Here is an 18,835-nt window from a genome sequence, read left to right on the forward strand (position 1 = left end):
CAGCGCACGGCCGTAGGCGCCGCGCACTCGCCCCCCCCTCGACGCAGAAGAGAAGTGAGAACTCCCGTGCCCCCACGGAAGAAGAAGGAAACCAAGCCGGAGCCCATGAAGGCGATCCTCTGGAAGTCCGCGGACAAACTGCGCGGGACGTTGGACGCCGCCGAGTACAAACACTTCGTCCTCGGTCTCGTCTTCCTGAAGTACGTCTCGGTGGCCATGGCCGAGAAACGGGCACAGCTGGAGGCGGAGCTGAGGGACGGCAGCATGCTCGCGGAACTCGGCCTGGAAGGCCGGGCGTCGGAGGAGCTGATCCTCAGGACCGTGGAGGACCGCAGGCAGTACACGGGCGCCGGGCTCTTCTACGTGCCCCCGACCGCCCGCTGGGGAGAGGTGATGGAACGAGCCAGGGGGACCCTGGACGGCCCCTCCCTCGGTGAGGTCATTAACACCGCGATGGAGACCATCGAGAAGGCCAACCCCACCCTCAGGGACACCCTGCCCGACAACTACAACAGCCAGCGCGTCAACGAGACGACACTCGCCGGCCTGGTGCAGCTCCTCGACCGGCTGGAATTCCAGTCCCAGGTCGCCAAGGACGGCAGGCGTACCGGGGCACGGGACCTGATGGGCGAGGTGTACGAGTACTTCCTCGCGCAGTTCGCGATCGCCGAGGGGCGCAAGGGCGGGGAGTTCTTCACCCCGGAGTCCATCGTACGGCTGCTTGTGGAGATGCTGGAGCCGCAGGAGGGAGAACGGGTCCTGGACCCGGCGTGCGGCTCGGGCGGGATGTTCGTCCAGACCGAGAAGTTCATCGACACGCACGACGGCAACCGCTTCAACGTCTCCGTCTATGGGCAGGAACGCAACCTCACCACATGGCGCCTGGCGAAGATGAACCTCGCCATCCACGGCATCGAGGCCAACCTCGGGGAAGAGCCTGCCGATTCCTTCCACGAGGATCAGCACCCCGACCTGAAGGCCGACGTGGTGCTCGCCAACCCGCCGTTCAACATCTCCGACTGGGGCGGTGAACGGCTCGGTATCGACGACCGCTGGGTCTACGGCGTTCCCCCAGTCGGCAACGCCAACTTCGCGTGGATCCAGCTCATGGTCAGCAAGCTGCGCCCCGGCGGCCGGGCGGGCATCGTCCTGGCCAACGGCTCGATGAGCGGCAAGTCGGGCGGCGAGGGCGACATCCGGCGCGCGATGGTCGAGGACGACCTGGTGGCCTGCATGGTCGCCCTGCCGAGCCAGTTGTTCCGTTCCACACAGATCCCGGCATGCCTGTGGTTCCTCGCGGAGGGCAAGGGGCGGCGGCACGCGGAGTGGGTGCGTGAGCGGAAGGGCGAGGTGCTCTTCATCGACGCGAGCGGGCTCGGCGAGATGGTCGGGCGTACGTTGCGGGAGCTGTCGGGGGCAGACATCGAGCGGGTCGCTTCGACGTTCCGGGCGTGGAGGGGCGTGGAGGGAGCGGGGGCGTACGAGGACGTGTCCGGGTTCTGCCGGAGCGCTTCGCTGGAGGAGGTGCGGGAGAACGACTTCATGCTGACGCCGGGGCGGTATGTGGGGGTCGCGGAGGTGACGGAGAGCCCGGACGCGGAGACGGTGGAGGCGAAGGTGGAGAGGCTGACGAAGGAGTTGTTCAGCCTGTTCGAGGAGTCGGGGCGGCTGGAGACTGTAGTGCGGGAGCAGGTGGGGAGGCTGTGACGGGGCAGAAGAACCGCTTGAAAGACCTCTGCGAGCTGATTGTCGACTGCAAGAACCGCACGCCTCCGGTCGCGAGTAACGCAGAGGAAGCAGTTGCGCATGCGATTGGCACACCCGACATCCTCAACGGCAGAATCATCGTCGACGACGGCAAACGGGTAAGCCAGGAAACGTACAGCATCTGGACCCAGCGTGCGGTGCCCCAAGCGGGGGATGTCGTACTGACACGGGAAGCACCAGTTGGCCGAGTTGGACTCGTCGAGTCCAATATGAAGGTCTGCCTGGGACAGCGAACGATGCTACTCAGGGCAGATAGGGAGCGGGCCAACTCGCGCTATCTTAAATACCTTTTGATGGGTCCCCAGGTGCAGAGCGAACTGCACTCGCGGGCCTCTGGATCTACCGTCTCACACCTGCGCGTGGCACAAGTGCGAGAGCTTCCCTTGCCAGACGTACCATCCCTACCCGAACAGCGAGCCATCGCCGAAGTCCTGGGCGCCCTCGACGACAAGATCGCCGTCAACGAGCGGATCGCCTCTACGAGCCTCGCCCTCGGACATGCTCTCCTTGAGCAGGCCGCCCAGCAAGATCCCCTGAATACCGCCGTCGGCAACATCGCCGAACTCGTCTATGGGAAGGCTTTGCCCGAGCCCAAGCGGCGGGCTGGGGACACTCCCGTCTTCGGCTGCACTGGCCAAGTTGGCTGGCACGACACACCTTTGACCCCATCACGTGGTCCTGTAGTCGGCCGCAAGGGAGCAAACGCCGGGCACGTCTCCTGGATGTCCCAGCCCGGCTGGGTCATCGACACTGCCTTCTATGCTCGCCCGGTGGCAACAGACATGACGGTCGAGGCGCTCTACTTCGTACTCGCATCCGCGGGGCTCAAGTCACTGATCGGGGACTCAGCGGTACCCGGTGTTAATCGAGACCTGGCACTCAGGCATCGCATTCGTATTCCCGGCACGCGGTTTATGCAGCGGTTCTGCGACCAAGCAGGCAGTTTGCTGAATACCTCTGTGCACGTTGAGGCAGAGAACCGCACCCTCGCCAACCTCCGAGACACCCTGCTCCCCCAACTCGTCACCGGAAAGATCCGCGTCAAGGACGCCGAGCGCGTCATGGAGGATGCCACGTCATGACTGCCGAAAGTGCTGCCAATCCCCCGGAGTCCGAGGGTCATCCCACCGGCCGCCCCTCCGATGGTTCTTCCGAGCGAGACTGGGAGCTGCTCGCCCTGGATCAGCTCGCCGAGTTCGGGTGGCAGCACTTTCCCGGCAGGGAGCTCAATCCGAAGAGCGGGCACCGGAACGACTGGGGTGACCTGATCCTCTACCCCCGGTTGCGTACCGCCATCGCCACCCGCCACCCACAACTACCCGCCCACGCCGTGGAAGAGGCGATCGCGGAACTGCTGCGGCAAACGCCCGGCAGCGACGTGCGCAAGAACTGGCAGTTCTACAAGAAGCTCACCGGTGATCTGAAGGTCGAGTACAGGGACCCGCTCACCGACAAGACGCACAGCGTCACCGTCCGCCCGATCGACTTCACCGACCCGCACGGAAACGATCTCGTCGCCGCTTCGCAGGTCCGCATAGTCGCGGCCAGTGAGCGGGCGTTCGTCTTCGACATCGTGCTGTACGTCAACGGAATCCCGCTCGGCGTCATCGAGTTGAAAAAGGCGAGCGGGCGTGACGACTCGCGCGCGGCGTACGACCAGATCCAGAACTACCGGCGTGAGCTGAGGAGCGACGGTACGTTCCGCACCTTGTGCGTCGCTGTCGCCTCCGATGCGGTGACCGCCCGCCTCGGTACACCGTTCACGCCCTGGGAGCACATGGCGCCCTGGCACGCCGAGGACGGTGTCCTGCTGAAGCGGGAGGAGGAGCGGGAGGACGGCCGTGCGCTGGAGCGGATGATCGCCGGGGCGCTGGAGCCCGATCGCTTCCTGGACCTGGTCGCGAACTTCCTCTCGTACTCCGCCGAGGGCACCGGCGGGAACGTGGACACGGTGAAGCTCGCCAAGGCCCACCAGTACCTCGCCGTGAACACGGCACTGGCCGCCACCGGGTCCGCCGTCGCCACGGACGGCAGGGCAGGCGTCATCTGGCACACGCAAGGTGCGGGCAAGAGTGAGGAGATGCTCTTCTACACCGGCAAGGTGACCCGCATCCCCGAGCTGTCCAATCCGACCGTCGTCCTCGTCACCGACCGGATCGACCTCGACGACCAGCTCTCGAACACCTTCGCCGCCAGTCACAGCCTGCACCGGGTGATCGCCGGGGTGCCCGAAAAGGCCCGTAATAGCGCCGAGTTGAAAGATCTCCTCACCCGGCGTGAGGGCGGCGGCGGTGTCATCTTCACGACCCTGCAGAAGTTCCGTATCAGCAAGGCCGAGAAGGAAGCGGGGGCCAGACATCCGCTGCTCTCGGACCGCCGGGACATCATTCTCATCGTCGACGAGGCCCACCGCAGCCACTACGACTTCGAGGACGGCTTCGCCCGTCATCTGCGCGACGCCCTGCCCAACGCCACGTTCCTCGCCTTCACCGGTACCCCGATCGACAACAGGACCGGTAATACCCTCGCCGTCTTCGGGCCGACGATCCACACGTACGACCACACGCAGGCCGTCAACGACGGTGCCACCGTCCGTGTCTTCTACCAGCCCATCCTCCACAAGGTCGAGCTGCCCGAGAACGCCGACCTGGACGAGATGGACGCCCAGGCCGAGGGACTCGTCGAGGGACTGAGCGAGGCCGAGCAGGCCCGTGCACGCGCGGAGTTCGCCACTTTCGAGAGTGTGATCGGTTCACCGAAGCGCATAGGGAAACTCGCCGATACTGTGCTGTCCCACTGGGACGACCGCAGCCGGGAGATGACCAAGCTGACCGGCAACCCCGGCAAGGGAATGATCGTCTGCTCCTCGCGTCGGATCGCCGCCCGCCTGTTCAACGCACTCGCCGCGCGCCGCCCGGAGTGGACTGGTGAGCCCGACGAGAACACGGGGCTGCTGCCCGACGACAGCGGCAAGATCCGGGTGGTCTTCACCGGCAACCCCGGCAAGGACGTCGACGAGGTCGCACCGTACGTACGCAGCCCCGAGAAGCTCAAGCGCATCCAGGAACGTCTCACGAAGCCGAACGACGAGCTGGAACTCGTCATCGTCCAGTCTCTGTGGCTGACCGGCTTCGACGCGCCGCCACTGCACACCCTCTACCTCGACCGCCGGATGCGCGGGGCCGCCCTGATGCAGGCCATAGCCCGGGTCAACCGCACCTGGGGCGAGAAGCCGTCGGGCCTGGTCGTCGACTTCCTGGGGGTGACCCAGCACCTCACCGACGCCCTCGCCGAGTACACCTCGGACGACGACCAGAACGAGGGGATCCTCGGTGTGGACATCTCCGAAGCCGTCAAGACGGTACGGGAGATGCACGAGCGGATCCTCAAAGTGCTCGCCGACTGCCCGTGGCGCGAGACCCTCGACTCGGACGGCTATCAGGAGGCCCTGTACACCGTCCTGGAGTTCCTGAAGGAGGGCGAGCCCGATCTCCAGCCCGGCAAGTCCACGCGTCGGCAGCTCTTCATGCACTACGGCAAGCTGCTGGCCCAGGCGTTCTCGCTCTGCCCGACCCACCCGGGCGTGCAGGATCTCCTCCCGGACATCCAGTTCTTCGCCACCGTGCGCACCTCGCGCGAAAAGCTCGACGTGGACGGTCTCAAAGAGCAGGGCCTGGCCACCGCCGCCGACAAGCGCCGCCTCATCGAGCAGCTAAACGCCGAGGCCGTCGTCGCGGCCGATGTCGTCGACATCTACGACGCCGCCGGCCTGACCAAGCCCGATCTGTCGCACCTGGACGAGGAGTTCGTGGCCTCGCTCAAAGCGAGCCGCCACCCCAACCTCGCCCTCGAAGCCCTGCGCCGCTCGCTGATGAAGGAGATCCGCGACGCCAACCCCGGCAACGTCACCCGCCAGCGCGCCTTCACGGAGCGGATGCAGGAGACGATGAACCGGTACCACAACGGCCTGGTCAGCACCGCTCAGACTATGGACATCCTCGTCGAGTTCGCTCGCGAAGTCTCCGCCAGTCGCGCTCGCGCGGTCGAACTCGGCCTGAGCGAGGACGAGTTGGCGTTCTACGACGCGGTCGCCGCCAACCCCTCCTCGCTGGAGATGGGGCAGGGTGTCCTCAGCGACATCGCCCGCAGGCTGTGCGAACTCGTCCGTAAGGACGTCACCGTCGACTGGCGGGTCAAGAGCCAGGCCCAGGACCGTATCCGGGCCAGGGTCCAGTTCCTGCTGGACTTCTTCGGCTACCCGCCGGACAAGGCGCCGGACGCGATCGACCGCGTACTGAAGCAGACCGACGTTATGGCGGAGGAGTGGGCATGAGCGGCCTCCAGCCCACTCCTCCCGCCCGCTATCAAGGCCGGCGCGCCGGAGTCGGCCGACAGGCCGGCGCCTCGGCTTCGCCGAGCGCGTAGCACAGCTCGGCGTGCAGTTGTTCCGCCTCGGCCGGGCTGAGGCGGATCACGGTGTCGGCCTCGTGCTCACCGTCGTACAGCAGCCAGAGCGGGAGCCGCACACCCTCTTCGGTTGCCGTCACACGCTTGCCTGGGATGCGGTCGATTCGCCATCCCTTGGCGGGGTTTGAAGCACTCACGTGCACCTTCCTTTCGTTACGCGGAGTTGCCGAATGCCACTCCAGCGTGACGGGCGGCGGGCTACTCTCGGTAGTGGAGGGGCGTAGGCCCGCACGTCAGGACCACAGGGGGCGCGAGCGATGCCGCCACGCAAGGCCAATCCGAGCCGCAGTAACCATCACAACGGGTCAGCAAGGCTGGTGCTGGCCAAGGAACTCGCGCGGTTGCGCGAGCAGTCCGGCAAGTCGCTGAGCGACCTCGCCGGCGAGACGACGTACGACCGCACATATCTGCACAAGCTGGAGACGGGGGTGAAGCTGGGGTCTCCGGAGGTTATGGAGGCGCTGGACAAGGTGTACGGGACGGGAGAACACCTCATTGATCTCTGGGAGTTGGCGAGAAACGACGTCATCAAAGACAAGTACAAGCACTTCATGGACCGCGAGAAGGAAGCGACCATGCGGTACGAGTACGCCTGCTCTACGATCCCTGGCCTGTTGCAGACCGAACCGTACATTCGTGAGCAACTGCGGACCGCACGCCCCAAGGACGAGAGCGAACTGGACGAACAAGTAGCAGCCCGCCTGGGTCGGCAGGTTCTGTTGCACGGCGCCGACGCCATGGAGTTCCGAGCAGTACTGGACGAGTCCGCCGTACGACGCGCTCTGCGTGATCCTGCCCAGTGGAAGCAGCAGTTGGAGCGCCTTCTGGAGCTGGCTGAACTTCCGACCATCACGCTTCAGGTGTTGCCCTTCTCCGCCGGTCTACAGCACATTCTCGGTGGTTCGCTCACGCTGCTATGGCTGCCGGACGGAAGGAACATCGCGTACACCGAAGGCGCATACTCGGGACACCTCGTCGAGGATCCGACTGATGTGGAACAGCTCAGACTGTCCTACGATCTATTGCGAGACTCGGCGCTCTCGCCACGGCAGTCCGTGGCACTGATCCGAACAATCTTGGAGGCCAGCACATCATGCACCCCCCTCGACTCGACCTCAGCGGAGCCGTGTGGCGTAAGTCGAGCTACAGCAATGCCGACGGGGGCAACTGCGTAGAGGTAGCCGACAACTACCCCACCCTCACCCCCATCCGCGACAGCAAGCGCCCCGAAGCCCCCGCCCTGGTCGTCACCACCTCCGCCTGGACGGCCTTCATCGCCCACCTCAAGGACTGAAGCCACCGCACCTCCCCCGTGTCAGCCCCTCATGAGAGGCTGACCCCGCCCAGCGCACGAGGGCGAGGGGAGGACAGGTGTACGTATCCGCAATCGGCTTCTCGAACGTCAGAGGCTTCACCGCCGAGCGTGCCGTGGACGAACTCCGGCTGCCCATACCGCAGGACGGTGGCAGCTGGACCGTACTCGCCGGACGCAACGGCTCTGGCAAGTCCACGCTCCTCCGCGCCCTCGCGCTCGCCGTCGCCGGCCCCCAGGTGGCCCGCACCCTCGTGCAGGACTTCAGCGGCTGGATCACCAGCGGTGAGCAGTCGGCATGGGCGCAGGTGCACGTCCAGCCCGACTACGCCGTCGACCGACTCACCGGACGTGGCAGGGCACCCGACGGCCGCATCGTCCTCGGCCTCGACTGGGCAATCCCCGAGAACCAGACGGACGGGCCGCGCTACGGGGCACCACCGCAGCCCCAGCTGTCTCCCTTCGACGGTGAGGACTACGGCTGGAGAGGCGCCGCACGCGGTCCCTGGGCAACCAACCCACAAGGCTGGTTCTGCGCCGCCTACGGACCGTTCCGGCGGCTGGCGGGCGGAAGCGGCGAGGCGCAGCGGCTGATGCTCGCGCCCGGTCCCGCGGGACGTATGGCCTCCCTCTTCCACGAGGACGCGTCCCTGGCCGAAGGCGTCGCCTGGCTCAAGGAGCTGAGGCATCGGAGCCTGGAGGAGCAGCAGGACGCCGCCGAGTTGTTGGAGACCATCCTGGAGCTGCTCTCCGACGAACTGCTGCCCGACGGCTACCGCGCGCTGCGTGTGACCTCCGACGGGCTGTGGGTGGCCCCGGACGGAGATCCCGAACGCGCCTACCCCCTCCGGGAGATGAGCGACGGCTTCCGTACCGTCGCCTCCCTGGTCCTGGACATCGTGCGGCAGTTGCAGAACGCCTACGGAACGCTCGACGCGGGCAAGGACGACGAGGGGCACCCCGTGGTCCGGATGCCCGGTGTGGTGATCATCGACGAGGTGGACGCCCATCTCCACGTCACCTGGCAGCGGCGGATAGGCGGCTGGCTGCGCCTGCACTTCCCGCGGATCCAGTTCATCGTCACCAGCCACAGTCCGTACATCTGCCAGGCGGCCGACCCGGGCGGGCTGATCCGCCTGCCGGGGCCGGAGGAACGGCGTGGCCCCGAGGTCGTCGACGAGGCGCTGTACCGGCGCGTCGTGTACGGAAGCGGTGACGACGCCGTGCTGTCCGAGCTGTTCGGCCTGGAGACGCCGTACTCCAACGAGGCCGAGAAGCAGCGTGGCCGGCTCGTAGAGCTGGAGCGGAAGGTATTCCGTGACCAAGCCGACGAAGCGGAGCTGCGCGAGTACCGGGAACTGACCGAGCTGCTCACCAGCTCCCTGTCTGCGCGCGTTGACGAGGTGGCGGCGAGGCTCGGAGGCGGCCGGTGATCCCGGTGACGCGTCTGCCTGCCCCGCAGGAGTTACTGAAGCTGCTCGCGAGCGGCACCGACCGGGTCGTGAAGAAGGGGGCCGACAGTGCAGCCGCGGACTCTGTGTGGGGCAGCAGCCGCGCGGCCAAGCGCGAGATACGCGTCCTGCTCCACCTCATGGCCCCCGCCATCCAGCGCTGCATGTACTGCCTGGACAGCCAGGGCACCGACATCGACCACTTCCAGCCCAAGGCCCTCGCTCCGCTGCGTACCTTCGACTGGCTGAACCACCTGCTGGCCTGCTCGTACTGCAACAGCAACGCGAAGCGCGAGGCGTACCCCTGCGACGCGCACACCGGGGAGCGCCTGCTGCTGGATCCCAGCACCGACGATCCGGCCGACCATCTGGCGCTGCTGCCCGCGTCGGGGACGTACGACGGTCTGACGGCGAAGGGCCGGGAGTCGATCACCGTTTTCGACCTCAACCGAGAGGTCCTGAGACGCGGTCGGGTCCGTGCCTACCGGCTTTACCGTGATCTGCTGCCGGTGTGGCACGCGAAGGTGCTCCGGGGTGACCTGGAAGGAGCGGCCGAGACCGCCTTGGCCTTGCTTGAGGAGCCCTTCGGCGATGTGCTGCGCACCCTGTGCCTACGGGCCCGCACTGCCACCGTCGCGGAGCTGACGTATGGCCGGGAGCTGGGCCAGGCACTCGTGGCGTGGCGACAGGCCCAGCAGTGAGGCCGTGGCCGACTACCCACCACTAAGGCATCCGGCAAGGCCGCAGGAACGTTGCCCCCTCACTCGGGCGAGTGACGCTACCGTCGTACGGGGAACAGCTGAGAGCACCACCGCTCACGATCTCCTTCATGGGAGCAGTCATGGCCGCACAGGCACACACCGGGCAGGACCCGCGAGCTACTCCTGAGAACTGGATGTTCCCGCCCGAGGAGGGCTGGACATGGGACCAGGTCAAGGAGCTGGACGTCCCGTTCTACTGGGAACTCTTGGATGGGAACATCGTGGTACGTGGGGCGACGACATGGTGGCACGACCGGGTGCGGAACGAGCTGTACTTCCAGCTGAGGAGCGCACAGCGCCCGCCGTACGGCACCGAAGTCGAGCGCTGGACCCAGTTCGACGACAACAACGTCCCCAAGCCGGACATCGTTGTATACGACAAGACCGGGATCGACATCCGCACCCTGGACTGCACGCCGGTCGCCTGCGTGGTCCTTGCCGTTGAGGTGGTCTCCCCCGGGTCTCGCGGCATGGACCGTTTCCGCAAACCCGGCATGTACGCCGAGGCCGAAATTACCCATTACTGGCGAGTCGAGCGCGGCGCGGACGATGTTCCGGTGGTGCACCAGTTCTGGCGCGACGAGGACAGTGGGGTCTTCATCCCCCGGCCCGACCGGCCCGTTCACACCGACAAGCTCACCACTGTGGTCCCCTTCCCCGTCGACATCGACCTCCGCGCGCTGATCGAACTTGATTAGCACGCATCCCACGGACGAGGCTGACGCAGACCCGTCAGGTCAATCGCCTCTCCGGGCCGCTTCGAGCAGCGCGCGGCACGCCGCGTTGTGCGGGACGGGCGCCTCCGTACGTCCGAGGGCCCGGTCACGCTCTAGGCGGGCAAGGGCCAAGGCGTCCTCAAGTCCGTCAAACTCTGCGCAGGACATCAGAACAGCGACCGGAGCACCCTCGTCATTCAGAGTGATGTGCTCGTGCAGGGCAGCCCGGCGCACGAGATCGTCCAGCTTGCCCCTCGCCTCAGCGAGGGAATACGTGGCAGACATGCACCCTGTCTACACCTGGATGCATGTCTGCCGACGTCGAAACCGACGGCTCAGAACGGGAAGAAGCTTCGGCCGTGCTGGACCGAGATCCACTTCTGGGTGGTGAAGGCGTCGACGGTCGTCTCGCCGTTCAGGCGGCCGATGCCGGAGTGCTTCTCGCCGCCGAAGGGGACCAGCGGCTCGTCGTGGACGGTGCCGTCGTTGACGTGGAACATGCCGGTGTCGATCTGCTTGGCGAAGGCGACACCGCGCTCGACGTCGGCGGTGTGCACGGCGCCGCTGAGCCCGTACGGGGTGTCGTTGACGATGCGGACGGCCTCCTCCTCACCGTCGAAGGTGACGAGGAGCGCGACCGGGCCGAAGATCTCCTGCCGGAGGATGGCGGAGTCGGCGGGCAGGTCCGTCAGGACGGTCGGCTCGACGAGGTTGTCGGTGGTGGCGCCGCGCACCAGGGCCGTGGCGCCCTCGGCGATCGCCTGGTCGACCGCGCCGGTGAGCGAGTCCGCCTGGGAGGAGTTGATGACCGGGCCGATGATCGTCTGGGGGTCGCTCGGGTCGCCGACCTTCAGCGTCTTCACCTTGGCGACGAACTTCTCGGTGAACTCGTCCGCGATCGAGCGGTCCACGAGAACGCGGTTGGCGGCCATGCAGACCTGGCCCTGGTGGACGTAGCGGCTGAAGACCGCCGCGTCGACGGCGTAGTCGATGTCCGCGTCGTCGAGGACCACCAGGGCGCTGTTGCCGCCGAGCTCCAGCACCGCGCTCTTGAAGTGCGAGGCGCAGACGGTGGCGACATGGCGGCCGACCTTGTCGGAGCCGGTGAAGGAGATGACCTTCGGCACGGGGTGCTCGATGAAGGCGTCGCCGATCTCGGCGATGTCGGTGATGACGACGTTGAGCAGACCGCCGGGCAGGCCCGCGTCCTCGAAGATCTTCGCCACCAGGGAGCCGCCGACGATCGGGGTGTTCTGGTGCGGCTTGAGGACCACGCCGTTGCCGAGCGCCAGGGCCGGCGCGACGGACTTCAGGGAGAGCAGGAAGGGGAAGTTGAAGGGGCTGATCACGCCGACGACACCGACGGGGACGCGGTAGAGGCGGTTCTCCTTGCCGTCGATCGGCGAGGGGAGGATCTTGCCCTCGGGGCGCAGCGCCAGCTGGATCGACTCGCGCAGGAACTCCTTGGCGAGGTGGAGCTCGAAGCCCGCCTTGAGGTGGGTGCCGCCGAGCTCGGCGATGATCACCTCGGTGATCTCGGCCTCGCGCTCCTCGATGAGGCGCAGGGCCTTCTCGAAGACGGCACGACGGGCGTACGGGTTGGTCGCGGCCCATTCCTTCTGGGCGCGCCGGGCGGCGAGGTAGGCCTCGTCGACCTCGTCGACCGTGGCTATCGTGATCGACGCCAGTTTCTCGCCGTTGTACGGGTTGAAATCGATGATGTCCCAGGAGCCGGTGCCCTGGCGCCACTCGCCGTCGATGTACTGCTGGGCCAAGTCGGTGAAGTAGGACGACATGTGCTCCCTCAATCCCCTTGCTGCCGAGGCAGACATCCGAGTCTGAGTCAGCAGACACATCCGATCAACGTCTGATCAGACGTCATCGTACTTGCGTCCAAAGGGAGTTGGAGAGCACCTCCGAAGAGTCCACGAAGACTCACAGGCGAACAGACTGTGAAGACTCACCGGAGGTGGCGGGGAGAAGGTCAGGAGAGCTGGAGCAGTCCCCGCAGCAGATCGCGGCTCTCGGAGGGCCCGGGGCTGTCCTGCTGCAACTGCTTGAGCGCGCCTTCGTACTGGGTGACGTCCTCGCGTTTGTCCAGGTAGAGCGCGCTGGTGAGCTGCTCCAGATAGACGACGTCCGACAGGTCGGACTCGGGGAAGCTCAGGATGGTGAAGGAACCGCTCTCGCCCGAGTGGCCGCCGAAGCTGAACGGCATGACCTGAAGTCGTACGTTGGGGCGCTCCGACACCTCGATCAGATGCTGGAGTTGCCCGCGCATCACCTCGCGGTCGCCGTAAGGGCGGCGCAGCGCGGCCTCGTCGAGGACGATGTGGAACTCCGGGGCCTTCTCGGAGACGAGGTACTTCTGCCGCTCCAGGCGCAGCGCGACGCGCCGCTCGATGTCGGCGGGCGAGGCGCCCCGCATGCCGCGCGCGACGACCGCGTGGGCGTAGGCCTCCGTCTGCAACAGGCCGTGCACGAACTGGACTTCGTACGACCGGATCAGATGGGCCGCGCCCTCCAGGCCGACGTAGGTCGGGAACCAGCTGGGCAGGACGTCCGAGTAACTGTGCCACCAACCCGCGACGTTGGCCTCCTTGGCGAGGGAGACGAGCGACGTGCGCTCGGCCTCGTCGGTGATGCCGTACAGCGTCAGCAGGTCCTCGACGTCGCGCGTCTTGAAGCTCACCCGTCCCAACTCCATGCGGCTGATCTTCGATTCGGAGGCACGGATCGAGTAACCGGCCGCTTCCCGGGTGATTCCGCGCGACTCCCGCAGGCGCCGCAGATGTGATCCCAGCAGCATGCGCCGCACCACCGAGCCGCTCGACTCACCAGCGCTCACGTTCGTCCGCCTCCCCAACCGTCTTCAAGGGCCGAAGTCTGCCACTAAAACACTTCAAGCAGTACTCGTTCAGTTACAGAAACGGAAAGAGTCCAAAGGGGCCACACAGGAAAAGATCACTAGAGGGTCAACAAGCGGGAAGAAGGTGACAGAAGAAATGACCAAGAAAGGGTGGAGGAAGGTCCAATTCGGGCGCGTGCACGTGCATCTGCCCTTGCATCTGCTGTACGCATTCGGAACCATGGTCCTCGCGCCACCGCTGCATCGCAACGACCGCGAACACCCGGGAGTGCCTCGCATGGGGACGAATGGATCGACCATGCTCGAGCCCTTACGGCAGGGACTTCCGCCGCTCGACCCCGCGGCCGTGTCCAGCGCCGCTTCCTGCGCCCTGCCGGCGCGCTACGAAGCGGTGCGCGAAGCTCGGCAGTTCACCCGCAGAACGCTGGACCAGTGGGACATCGGCGAGCGCTTCGACGATGTCTGCCTGGTGGTCTCCGAGCTCGTGACCAACGCCCTGCGGCACGCCCTGCCCTCGGACACGCCCCGTTCGGACGACCAAGGCCCGCCCGTGCGGCTGCACTTGATGCGGTGGACCTCACGTCTGGTGTGCGCGGTGCGCGACCCCAGTCACGACAGTCCGGTCGCGGGCGACTCGGAGGACTTCTCGGCGGAGTCGGGCCGGGGCCTGTTCCTGGTCGACTCGTTCGCCGACAGCTGGGGCTGGCACCCGCTCGCGGGAACGCTCAGCGGCAAGGTCGTGTGGGCGCTCTTCAGACTTCCGCAGCCGGCCGCCGGCGGGGTTTCGGCCGAATAGAGAACCGCGGCGCTTTTTGGCGCCGCGGTTCTACGCGCGTTACGCGCCGCGAGAGGGTCGTTGCCGTCAGTTACGCCGGTTGCCCCGCCCGAAGGCGCGCCCGGGTGTGCGGCACCGACTCATGTCAGCCGGCGATCAGGTGGTCGAACTCGCCGTCCTTGATGCCCAGGAGCATGGCTTCGATCTCGGCGCGGGTGTAGACGAGCGCGGGCCCTTCCGGGAACCGCGAGTTCCGCACCGCCACGTCACCTCCGGGCAGCCTCGCGAACTCCACGCAGGAGCCCTGCGAGTTGCTGTGCCTGCTCTTCTGCCAGGCCACCCCGGTCAGCTCGGTCGCAGCCATGCCGTTGTACACGTCGTCCAGGTCATCCACGTCGTACACGTCGTGGTCCACAAGTCGCTCCCCGGTCGTGCAGTGGCCGATGTGGCCATTGATGCAGTGGCCAACTGCCCCGGATCATAGCTCTGTTCATGTGCAGATGCATGGGCAGATGCACGTGCACGGGGGGTGGTCCCACGGTTACAGCTTTTACCGCCATTTGACTACCGAGTGTTGACCGCCCGACTACTGCCTGGTACTCGCCGGGCCGCATCTGGTTCAGCGTCTGCCCCGGGGAACGCATGACATGCGCCCCCCGGCCCCCGTGCATGATCTTCCACGCCATCATCCGCGCTGGGTCGTCCGGGTCGAATCCCTCATGCAATAAGAAGAGACGCGTACCGGGCCCTTCGAGTTTCAACGTTCACGTAATGGCCCAATCCGGAGGGGTCACGGGATCGTTGTCGGCCCACCGGACGCGCGGCATCCGTTCCGGCTCGTGCGCGGGAATCCGCACGTCGACGGTGCCGGCGAAGCGGATCGCCCCTCCGGAGCGTGGGGCGGGGCTCTGTCCGGACGGGATTCACGACTTGCCGCCGCCTGGTTCAGTCTCAGCCTCGGTCCCGGCTTCGGCTTCAGTACCCATGTGGTCGAAGAGTTCGCCGAGACCCTTGGGACGGTCGCGCCGGAAGCGTTCGTACGGCGGAGCCCGTTCCGTTCGTGGGCGAGCGGGCGCTTCCCCTCCGCCTCTCCACGGAGTGGAGTGTGTCGGCCGGGTGGGATCAGCGGCCGGTACCGGAGTACGGCAGCAGCGCCATCTCGCGCGCGTTCTTGATCGCGCGAGCGAGCAGCCGCGCGTCGGCGGCCCGCCGCGCTTCCGCGTGCAGGCCGCCGACGGTCACGACGCAGAGGTGCGAGGACGGTGTCAGCCGACACCGCCGCGCTCGGCGCCCGCCTTACCGCCCGCCTCGCCACGCGCCCTGCCGAGCGCGTCGCCGGCCGCTCCGTAGCGGCGCTCGAAGCGTTCCACGCGGCCCGCGGTGTCCAGCACCCGCGCGTTGCCCGTGTAGAAGGGGTGGCTCACGTTCGAGATCTCGACGTCCACCACGGGGTAGGTGTGGCCGTCCTGCCATTCGATCGTCTTCTCGCCCGCCGTGGCGGCGAGCGTCGAGCGGGTGAGAAAGGCGTGGTTCGCGGCGCGGTCGCGGAAGACGACAGGGCCGTACTCCGGGTGGATTCCCTCGCGCATGACGGTCAGCGCTCCTCTCGGAAGTCGACGTGCCGGCCGGCGACCGGGTCGAACTTGCGCAGGGTCATCCGGTCCGGGTCGTTGCGCCGGTTCTTGCGGGTGACGTACGTGAAGCCGGTCCCGGCCGTGGACCGGAGCTTGATGACGGGACGGAGTTCGTTGCGTGCCATGGCTGGCATGTTAATGAAAATGACTCCCATTTCCAAGACGTTTCGGAGAGAGGTGCGTCACGTGCGGCTGCACGGCGGGCCGAACCGAAGGAGATCCTCCGCCGGCCGCGCGACGCGAGCGCCACCCTCGTCCGCGACAGCGACAGCGTGGACGGTCGTCGCCCCGTGGCTACCTGCGCGCCTTCGGGGTGTCCCGGGTGAATCTGCGGGAGCAGGCGTACGCCGGATTCCTGCCGGGTGTCCGCAAGTCGTCCTGGTAGACGGCTCCCTCAGAAGATTCGTAAGTTCTCCCGATGTCTCGCTCAGGGTGTTCGTGAGTGTGGCTGATAGCTTGCTGCGGTCGTTCCGGCGACCCCAGCCACACCATCACCCTTGGGGGCTTCAGTGACATCGGCGACTTCGGCGACTCTTCCGCGTCGGCGGACCCGGGGCGCGGCCATGGCCTTGGCCGCCGGTCTGGCGGGCACGCTCGCGCTCACCGGGTGCAGCAGCGACTCGGGATCCGGGGACGGGTCCGCGAGTCCCGGCGCGTCCGCCTCGGGGACGGCCGGCACGGGCGGCGACTCGGGCACCCCGTCGGCCGCCACCAGCAAGCTGGAGGGCAGTTGGGTGGCCACGACCGGCGGCAAGGCCGTGGCGCTGGTGATCACCGGCAAGCAGGCCGGGCTCTTCACGACGGGCGGCACCGTGTGCACCGGGACCGCCGGTGACGAGGCGGGCATGCAGATGATCCACCTCAAGTGCACGGACGGGAACAAGGACCGCGCGACGGGCATGGTCGACTCCGTGAACAGCGCGACGCTGAAGGTCACCTGGTCGGGGAACCTCGGCAAGGAGTCGTACACGAAGGCCGAGGGCGGTCAGCTCCCGTCGGGACTGCCGACGGCGAGCCTGGGCTCCTGACCGGCCCGACCCCTCCCTGACCTGCCCTGACCTGCACCGATCCACCCCAGTCGGCTCTTGGCGGCGGGCCGCGGAGTCCCTGGGACTCCGCGGCCCGTTCGTGTGTCCGTCGCTCATACCGGCGACGCGGGGCGGCCTTCGGGTCACATTCGGGATATATGCGGCACGGGAGAGGCGTGTGACAGGGGGGCCGCGCAACGCGCGCCCACCGGTCTGCGTGATGATCCATGAGCACCTTCACGAACCCAGGGGGAAACCCATGCGCGCCCTTCCGATCGCCGTCGTCGCCGCCGCGGCGGCACTCACCCTCACCGCCTGCGACAGCGGCGGCAGCAGCAGCGGCAGTGACGGCGGCAAGAAGGCCTCGACCGCCTCCGCCGCCGCCTCCACGGCCTGCAAGATCGACCAGATCGGCATCCAGGTCGGCCCCGCCAACGCCGCCCCGGCCGCCGGCGACACCGGCAACGTGCCCGTCACGCTCACCAACAAGGGCGCCGAGTGCACCCTTCAGGGCTTCCCCGCCGTCAAGGTGCTGGACGGGGGCACGGGTACCGACGTACCCGAGGAGAAGTCCGCGACCCCGCCGAAGCTGACGTTGGCGGCGAGCGGTACCGCCTCCTTCACGATCACCTACGTACGGGGCACGGCGGGCGACGGGAAGAGCCTCGCCGCGACCACGCTGAAGATCGGCCTGCCCGGCGCCGCCACCACCCAGAGCTTCAAGTGGTCGTACGGTCCCCTCGCGGGCAAGACCGGCCCCAACGACCCGAACGCCACCGTGAGCTCGTTCCAGCCCGCGGGCGACTGAGCGGCTCCCGGCGCAAGCCGGGCGTCAGCGAAGTGGCGGACGCGCCCTGACCTGGGCGCGGTCCGCCGCCGCGGCCCCTTCCTGCCATCCGGCCGCGTCGTTGACCCCGCGCAGCCGGGTGGTGACGGTGTCCGGGAACATCCGCTCCATGTGGTCGTTGACCGCCACGTCACGGGCCGCCAGGACGGGCAGCAGCTCCGCCACCGGGGCCTGCGACGCGGCCTCCCCCTCGGCCCCCTCGGCGGCGGTCGCCAGCCGGTCGCCGATCCGGTGCGCGTACGCGGCCAGGAACGACTGCCGGAAGCTCTTCGTCCGCTTCCTTCCCCCGGCCCGCTGGGCCGCCTCCGCCTTCGTCATCGCGGCCGTGGCCTGCACGAGCAGCGAGGTGTAGAGGAGTTCGACGGCCTCCAGGTCGGGTTCGAAGCCGACGACGGTCGAGAATCCGAGCGACTCGTTCCACACAGCGCGACAGCGGTTCGTGTCGGCCACCGCGTCCAGCAGCACCGCCTTGGCCGTCTCGTACGGCGGCTCGACACCGATGCGGCAGGCGCCGGGCGCGTCCTTGGCGTGCGTACGGGCCGCGAGCAGCGCCTCGTCGATGCTGTGCCGGGCCATCAGCTCCTGGGCCTTGGCGCTCAGCGCCTCCGCCTCCTCCGGGAATCCGGTCGCCTCGGCCTTGGCGAGCAGGGCGCGGATACGGGTGAGCATGCGGGATTCCTGCGGGGCGGCCGGGTGCCGTGACGCGCCGTCGGACAGGTGCGTGTCGAGGGGTTCGAGAGTGGGGAGGCGGAGCAGCAGCCGGTAGAGCTCCAGCGCGGCGGTCGCGAGCGAGAAGCGGTCGGTGCGCGGGGCGCGGGCGTCCAGCTCATCGAGCTGCGCCGCCCAGCGCGGGCCCCGGGGCCGCCGGTCCCGGCCGGCCTCCGCGCGCACCAGCTCCGACACCAGCTGCAGGTGCACCTCGTCCAGTTCGCGCCGCACGATCCGTACGACATCGGCGGGCTGCCAGCCGCGACGCCACGCCGAGGCGACGAACTCCTCGCCGCGGCGGGCGAGTTCGGCGTCGGAAGCGGGGTCGGCGGCGAGCAACGAGGCGCCCGTGTCGAGGGCCGCGTCGCTGTCGGCGTAGAGCGCGGTCTCGAAGGCGCGCTCCACGGCGCTGGGCGTACTGCTCATGCGTCGATCGTGTCACGCCCGCCGAAGCGGGCCGTCCACACCCTGTGGACAGAGAAGCGTGGACGGGAACCCGG

Annotated in this window: 19 protein-coding genes and 1 pseudogene; 12 read left to right on the top strand and 8 right to left on the bottom strand. The window is 67.6% G+C overall.

The window, feature by feature from the left end:
• Positions 1 to 66: 66 nt before the first annotated feature.
• Genes ACZ69M_RS13340 through ACZ69M_RS13350 form a run of 3 tightly spaced genes read left to right on the top strand, consistent with a single transcriptional unit; the run spans position 67 to position 6,100 of the window.
• Positions 67 to 1,707 carry a class I SAM-dependent DNA methyltransferase gene (locus ACZ69M_RS13340; protein ID WP_470049477.1) on the top strand — a complete coding sequence of 547 codons (1,641 nt, stop codon included), beginning with the start codon at positions 67 to 69 and terminating at the stop codon, positions 1,705 to 1,707.
• Positions 1,704 to 2,849, top strand: a complete 1,146-nt coding sequence (locus tag ACZ69M_RS13345) for a restriction endonuclease subunit S (RefSeq protein WP_470049478.1) — start codon at positions 1,704 to 1,706, stop codon at positions 2,847 to 2,849. The genes ACZ69M_RS13340 and ACZ69M_RS13345 overlap by 4 nt, the downstream gene beginning before the upstream one ends.
• Positions 2,846 to 6,100 carry a type I restriction endonuclease subunit R gene (locus ACZ69M_RS13350; RefSeq protein ID WP_470049479.1) on the top strand — a complete coding sequence of 1,085 codons (3,255 nt, stop codon included), beginning with the start codon at positions 2,846 to 2,848 and terminating at the stop codon, positions 6,098 to 6,100. Before ACZ69M_RS13345 ends, ACZ69M_RS13350 begins: the two co-directional genes overlap by 4 nt.
• A gap of 31 nt (positions 6,101 to 6,131) precedes the next feature.
• Here ACZ69M_RS13350 and ACZ69M_RS13355 read toward each other — a convergent pair whose 3' ends face one another.
• The gene (locus ACZ69M_RS13355) at positions 6,132 to 6,371 is read right to left on the bottom strand and encodes a hypothetical protein (protein ID WP_470049480.1); all 240 of its coding nucleotides are present in this window, start codon (positions 6,369 to 6,371) and stop codon (positions 6,132 to 6,134) included.
• Positions 6,372 to 6,491: 120 nt separating this feature from the next.
• On the opposite strand from ACZ69M_RS13355, the gene ACZ69M_RS13360 reads away from it, so the two are divergent.
• The 5 genes from ACZ69M_RS13360 (at position 6,492) to ACZ69M_RS13380 (ending at position 10,456) form a co-directional block, all read left to right on the top strand.
• Positions 6,492 to 7,409, top strand: a complete 918-nt coding sequence (locus ACZ69M_RS13360) for a helix-turn-helix domain-containing protein (protein ID WP_470049481.1) — start codon at positions 6,492 to 6,494, stop codon at positions 7,407 to 7,409.
• A complete protein-coding gene (locus ACZ69M_RS13365) occupies positions 7,328 to 7,528 on the top strand; it encodes a DUF397 domain-containing protein (RefSeq protein WP_470049482.1) in 201 nt (66 codons plus the stop codon). Before ACZ69M_RS13360 ends, ACZ69M_RS13365 begins: the two co-directional genes overlap by 82 nt.
• 77 nt (positions 7,529 to 7,605) lie before the next feature.
• Entirely contained in the window at positions 7,606 to 8,979 is a 1,374-nt protein-coding gene (locus ACZ69M_RS13370; RefSeq protein ID WP_470049483.1) for an AAA family ATPase, read from the top strand.
• A gap of 5 nt (positions 8,980 to 8,984) precedes the next feature.
• Positions 8,985 to 9,698 carry an HNH endonuclease family protein gene (locus ACZ69M_RS13375; RefSeq protein ID WP_470049484.1) on the top strand — a complete coding sequence of 238 codons (714 nt, stop codon included), beginning with the start codon at positions 8,985 to 8,987 and terminating at the stop codon, positions 9,696 to 9,698.
• A 128-nt stretch (positions 9,699 to 9,826) separates the two neighbouring features.
• Complete coding sequence (locus ACZ69M_RS13380; protein WP_470049485.1) at positions 9,827 to 10,456, top strand: Uma2 family endonuclease; 630 nt, start codon at positions 9,827 to 9,829, stop codon at positions 10,454 to 10,456.
• A 39-nt stretch (positions 10,457 to 10,495) separates the two neighbouring features.
• Here ACZ69M_RS13380 and ACZ69M_RS13385 read toward each other — a convergent pair whose 3' ends face one another.
• The 3 genes from ACZ69M_RS13385 to ACZ69M_RS13395 form a co-directional block, all read right to left on the bottom strand.
• The gene (locus ACZ69M_RS13385) at positions 10,496 to 10,759 is read right to left on the bottom strand and encodes a type II toxin-antitoxin system prevent-host-death family antitoxin (RefSeq protein WP_470049486.1); all 264 of its coding nucleotides are present in this window, start codon (positions 10,757 to 10,759) and stop codon (positions 10,496 to 10,498) included.
• Between the two features lie 50 nt (positions 10,760 to 10,809).
• The gene (locus tag ACZ69M_RS13390) at positions 10,810 to 12,270 is read right to left on the bottom strand and encodes an aldehyde dehydrogenase family protein (RefSeq protein WP_403691828.1); all 1,461 of its coding nucleotides are present in this window, start codon (positions 12,268 to 12,270) and stop codon (positions 10,810 to 10,812) included.
• 188 nt (positions 12,271 to 12,458) lie between these two features.
• Positions 12,459 to 13,283 (bottom strand): helix-turn-helix domain-containing protein, encoded by an 825-nt coding sequence (locus tag ACZ69M_RS13395; RefSeq protein ID WP_054237466.1) that lies wholly within the window; start codon positions 13,281 to 13,283, stop codon positions 12,459 to 12,461.
• A gap of 337 nt (positions 13,284 to 13,620) precedes the next feature.
• Between ACZ69M_RS13395 and ACZ69M_RS13400 the strand changes: the two genes are divergently transcribed.
• Positions 13,621 to 14,139 (top strand): ATP-binding protein, encoded by a 519-nt coding sequence (locus tag ACZ69M_RS13400; RefSeq protein ID WP_054237522.1) that lies wholly within the window; start codon positions 13,621 to 13,623, stop codon positions 14,137 to 14,139.
• A gap of 124 nt (positions 14,140 to 14,263) precedes the next feature.
• Here the strand turns inward: ACZ69M_RS13400 and ACZ69M_RS13405 are convergent, their stop codons facing one another.
• From ACZ69M_RS13405 to rpmG, 3 genes are all read right to left on the bottom strand, one after another.
• Positions 14,264 to 14,533, bottom strand: coding sequence for a DUF397 domain-containing protein (locus tag ACZ69M_RS13405; protein ID WP_060896084.1), 270 nt, complete (start codon positions 14,531 to 14,533; stop codon positions 14,264 to 14,266).
• Positions 14,534 to 15,383: 850 nt separating this feature from the next.
• On the bottom strand, positions 15,384 to 15,707 hold the full coding sequence (locus tag ACZ69M_RS13410; RefSeq protein ID WP_470049487.1) for a type B 50S ribosomal protein L31: 324 nt from the start codon (positions 15,705 to 15,707) through the stop codon (positions 15,384 to 15,386).
• Between the two features lie 5 nt (positions 15,708 to 15,712).
• Positions 15,713 to 15,877 carry a 50S ribosomal protein L33 gene (rpmG, locus tag ACZ69M_RS13415; RefSeq protein ID WP_030846000.1) on the bottom strand — a complete coding sequence of 55 codons (165 nt, stop codon included), beginning with the start codon at positions 15,875 to 15,877 and terminating at the stop codon, positions 15,713 to 15,715.
• A 96-nt stretch (positions 15,878 to 15,973) separates the two neighbouring features.
• Here rpmG and ACZ69M_RS13420 point away from each other — a divergent pair.
• From ACZ69M_RS13420 to ACZ69M_RS13430, 3 genes and pseudogenes are all read left to right on the top strand, one after another.
• Positions 15,974 to 16,137: pseudogene (locus ACZ69M_RS13420) on the top strand (uS14 family ribosomal protein); the annotation flags it as partial.
• A gap of 178 nt (positions 16,138 to 16,315) precedes the next feature.
• Complete coding sequence (locus ACZ69M_RS13425; protein WP_470049488.1) at positions 16,316 to 16,780, top strand: hypothetical protein; 465 nt, start codon at positions 16,316 to 16,318, stop codon at positions 16,778 to 16,780.
• Between the two features lie 259 nt (positions 16,781 to 17,039).
• Positions 17,040 to 17,588 (top strand): DUF4232 domain-containing protein, encoded by a 549-nt coding sequence (locus ACZ69M_RS13430; protein WP_470049489.1) that lies wholly within the window; start codon positions 17,040 to 17,042, stop codon positions 17,586 to 17,588.
• A gap of 24 nt (positions 17,589 to 17,612) precedes the next feature.
• Here ACZ69M_RS13430 and ACZ69M_RS13435 read toward each other — a convergent pair whose 3' ends face one another.
• On the bottom strand, positions 17,613 to 18,761 hold the full coding sequence (locus ACZ69M_RS13435; RefSeq protein ID WP_470049490.1) for a DUF2786 domain-containing protein: 1,149 nt from the start codon (positions 18,759 to 18,761) through the stop codon (positions 17,613 to 17,615).
• Positions 18,762 to 18,835: the final 74 nt, after the last annotated feature.

This window comes from Streptomyces sp. NPDC107454, assembly GCF_055582885.1.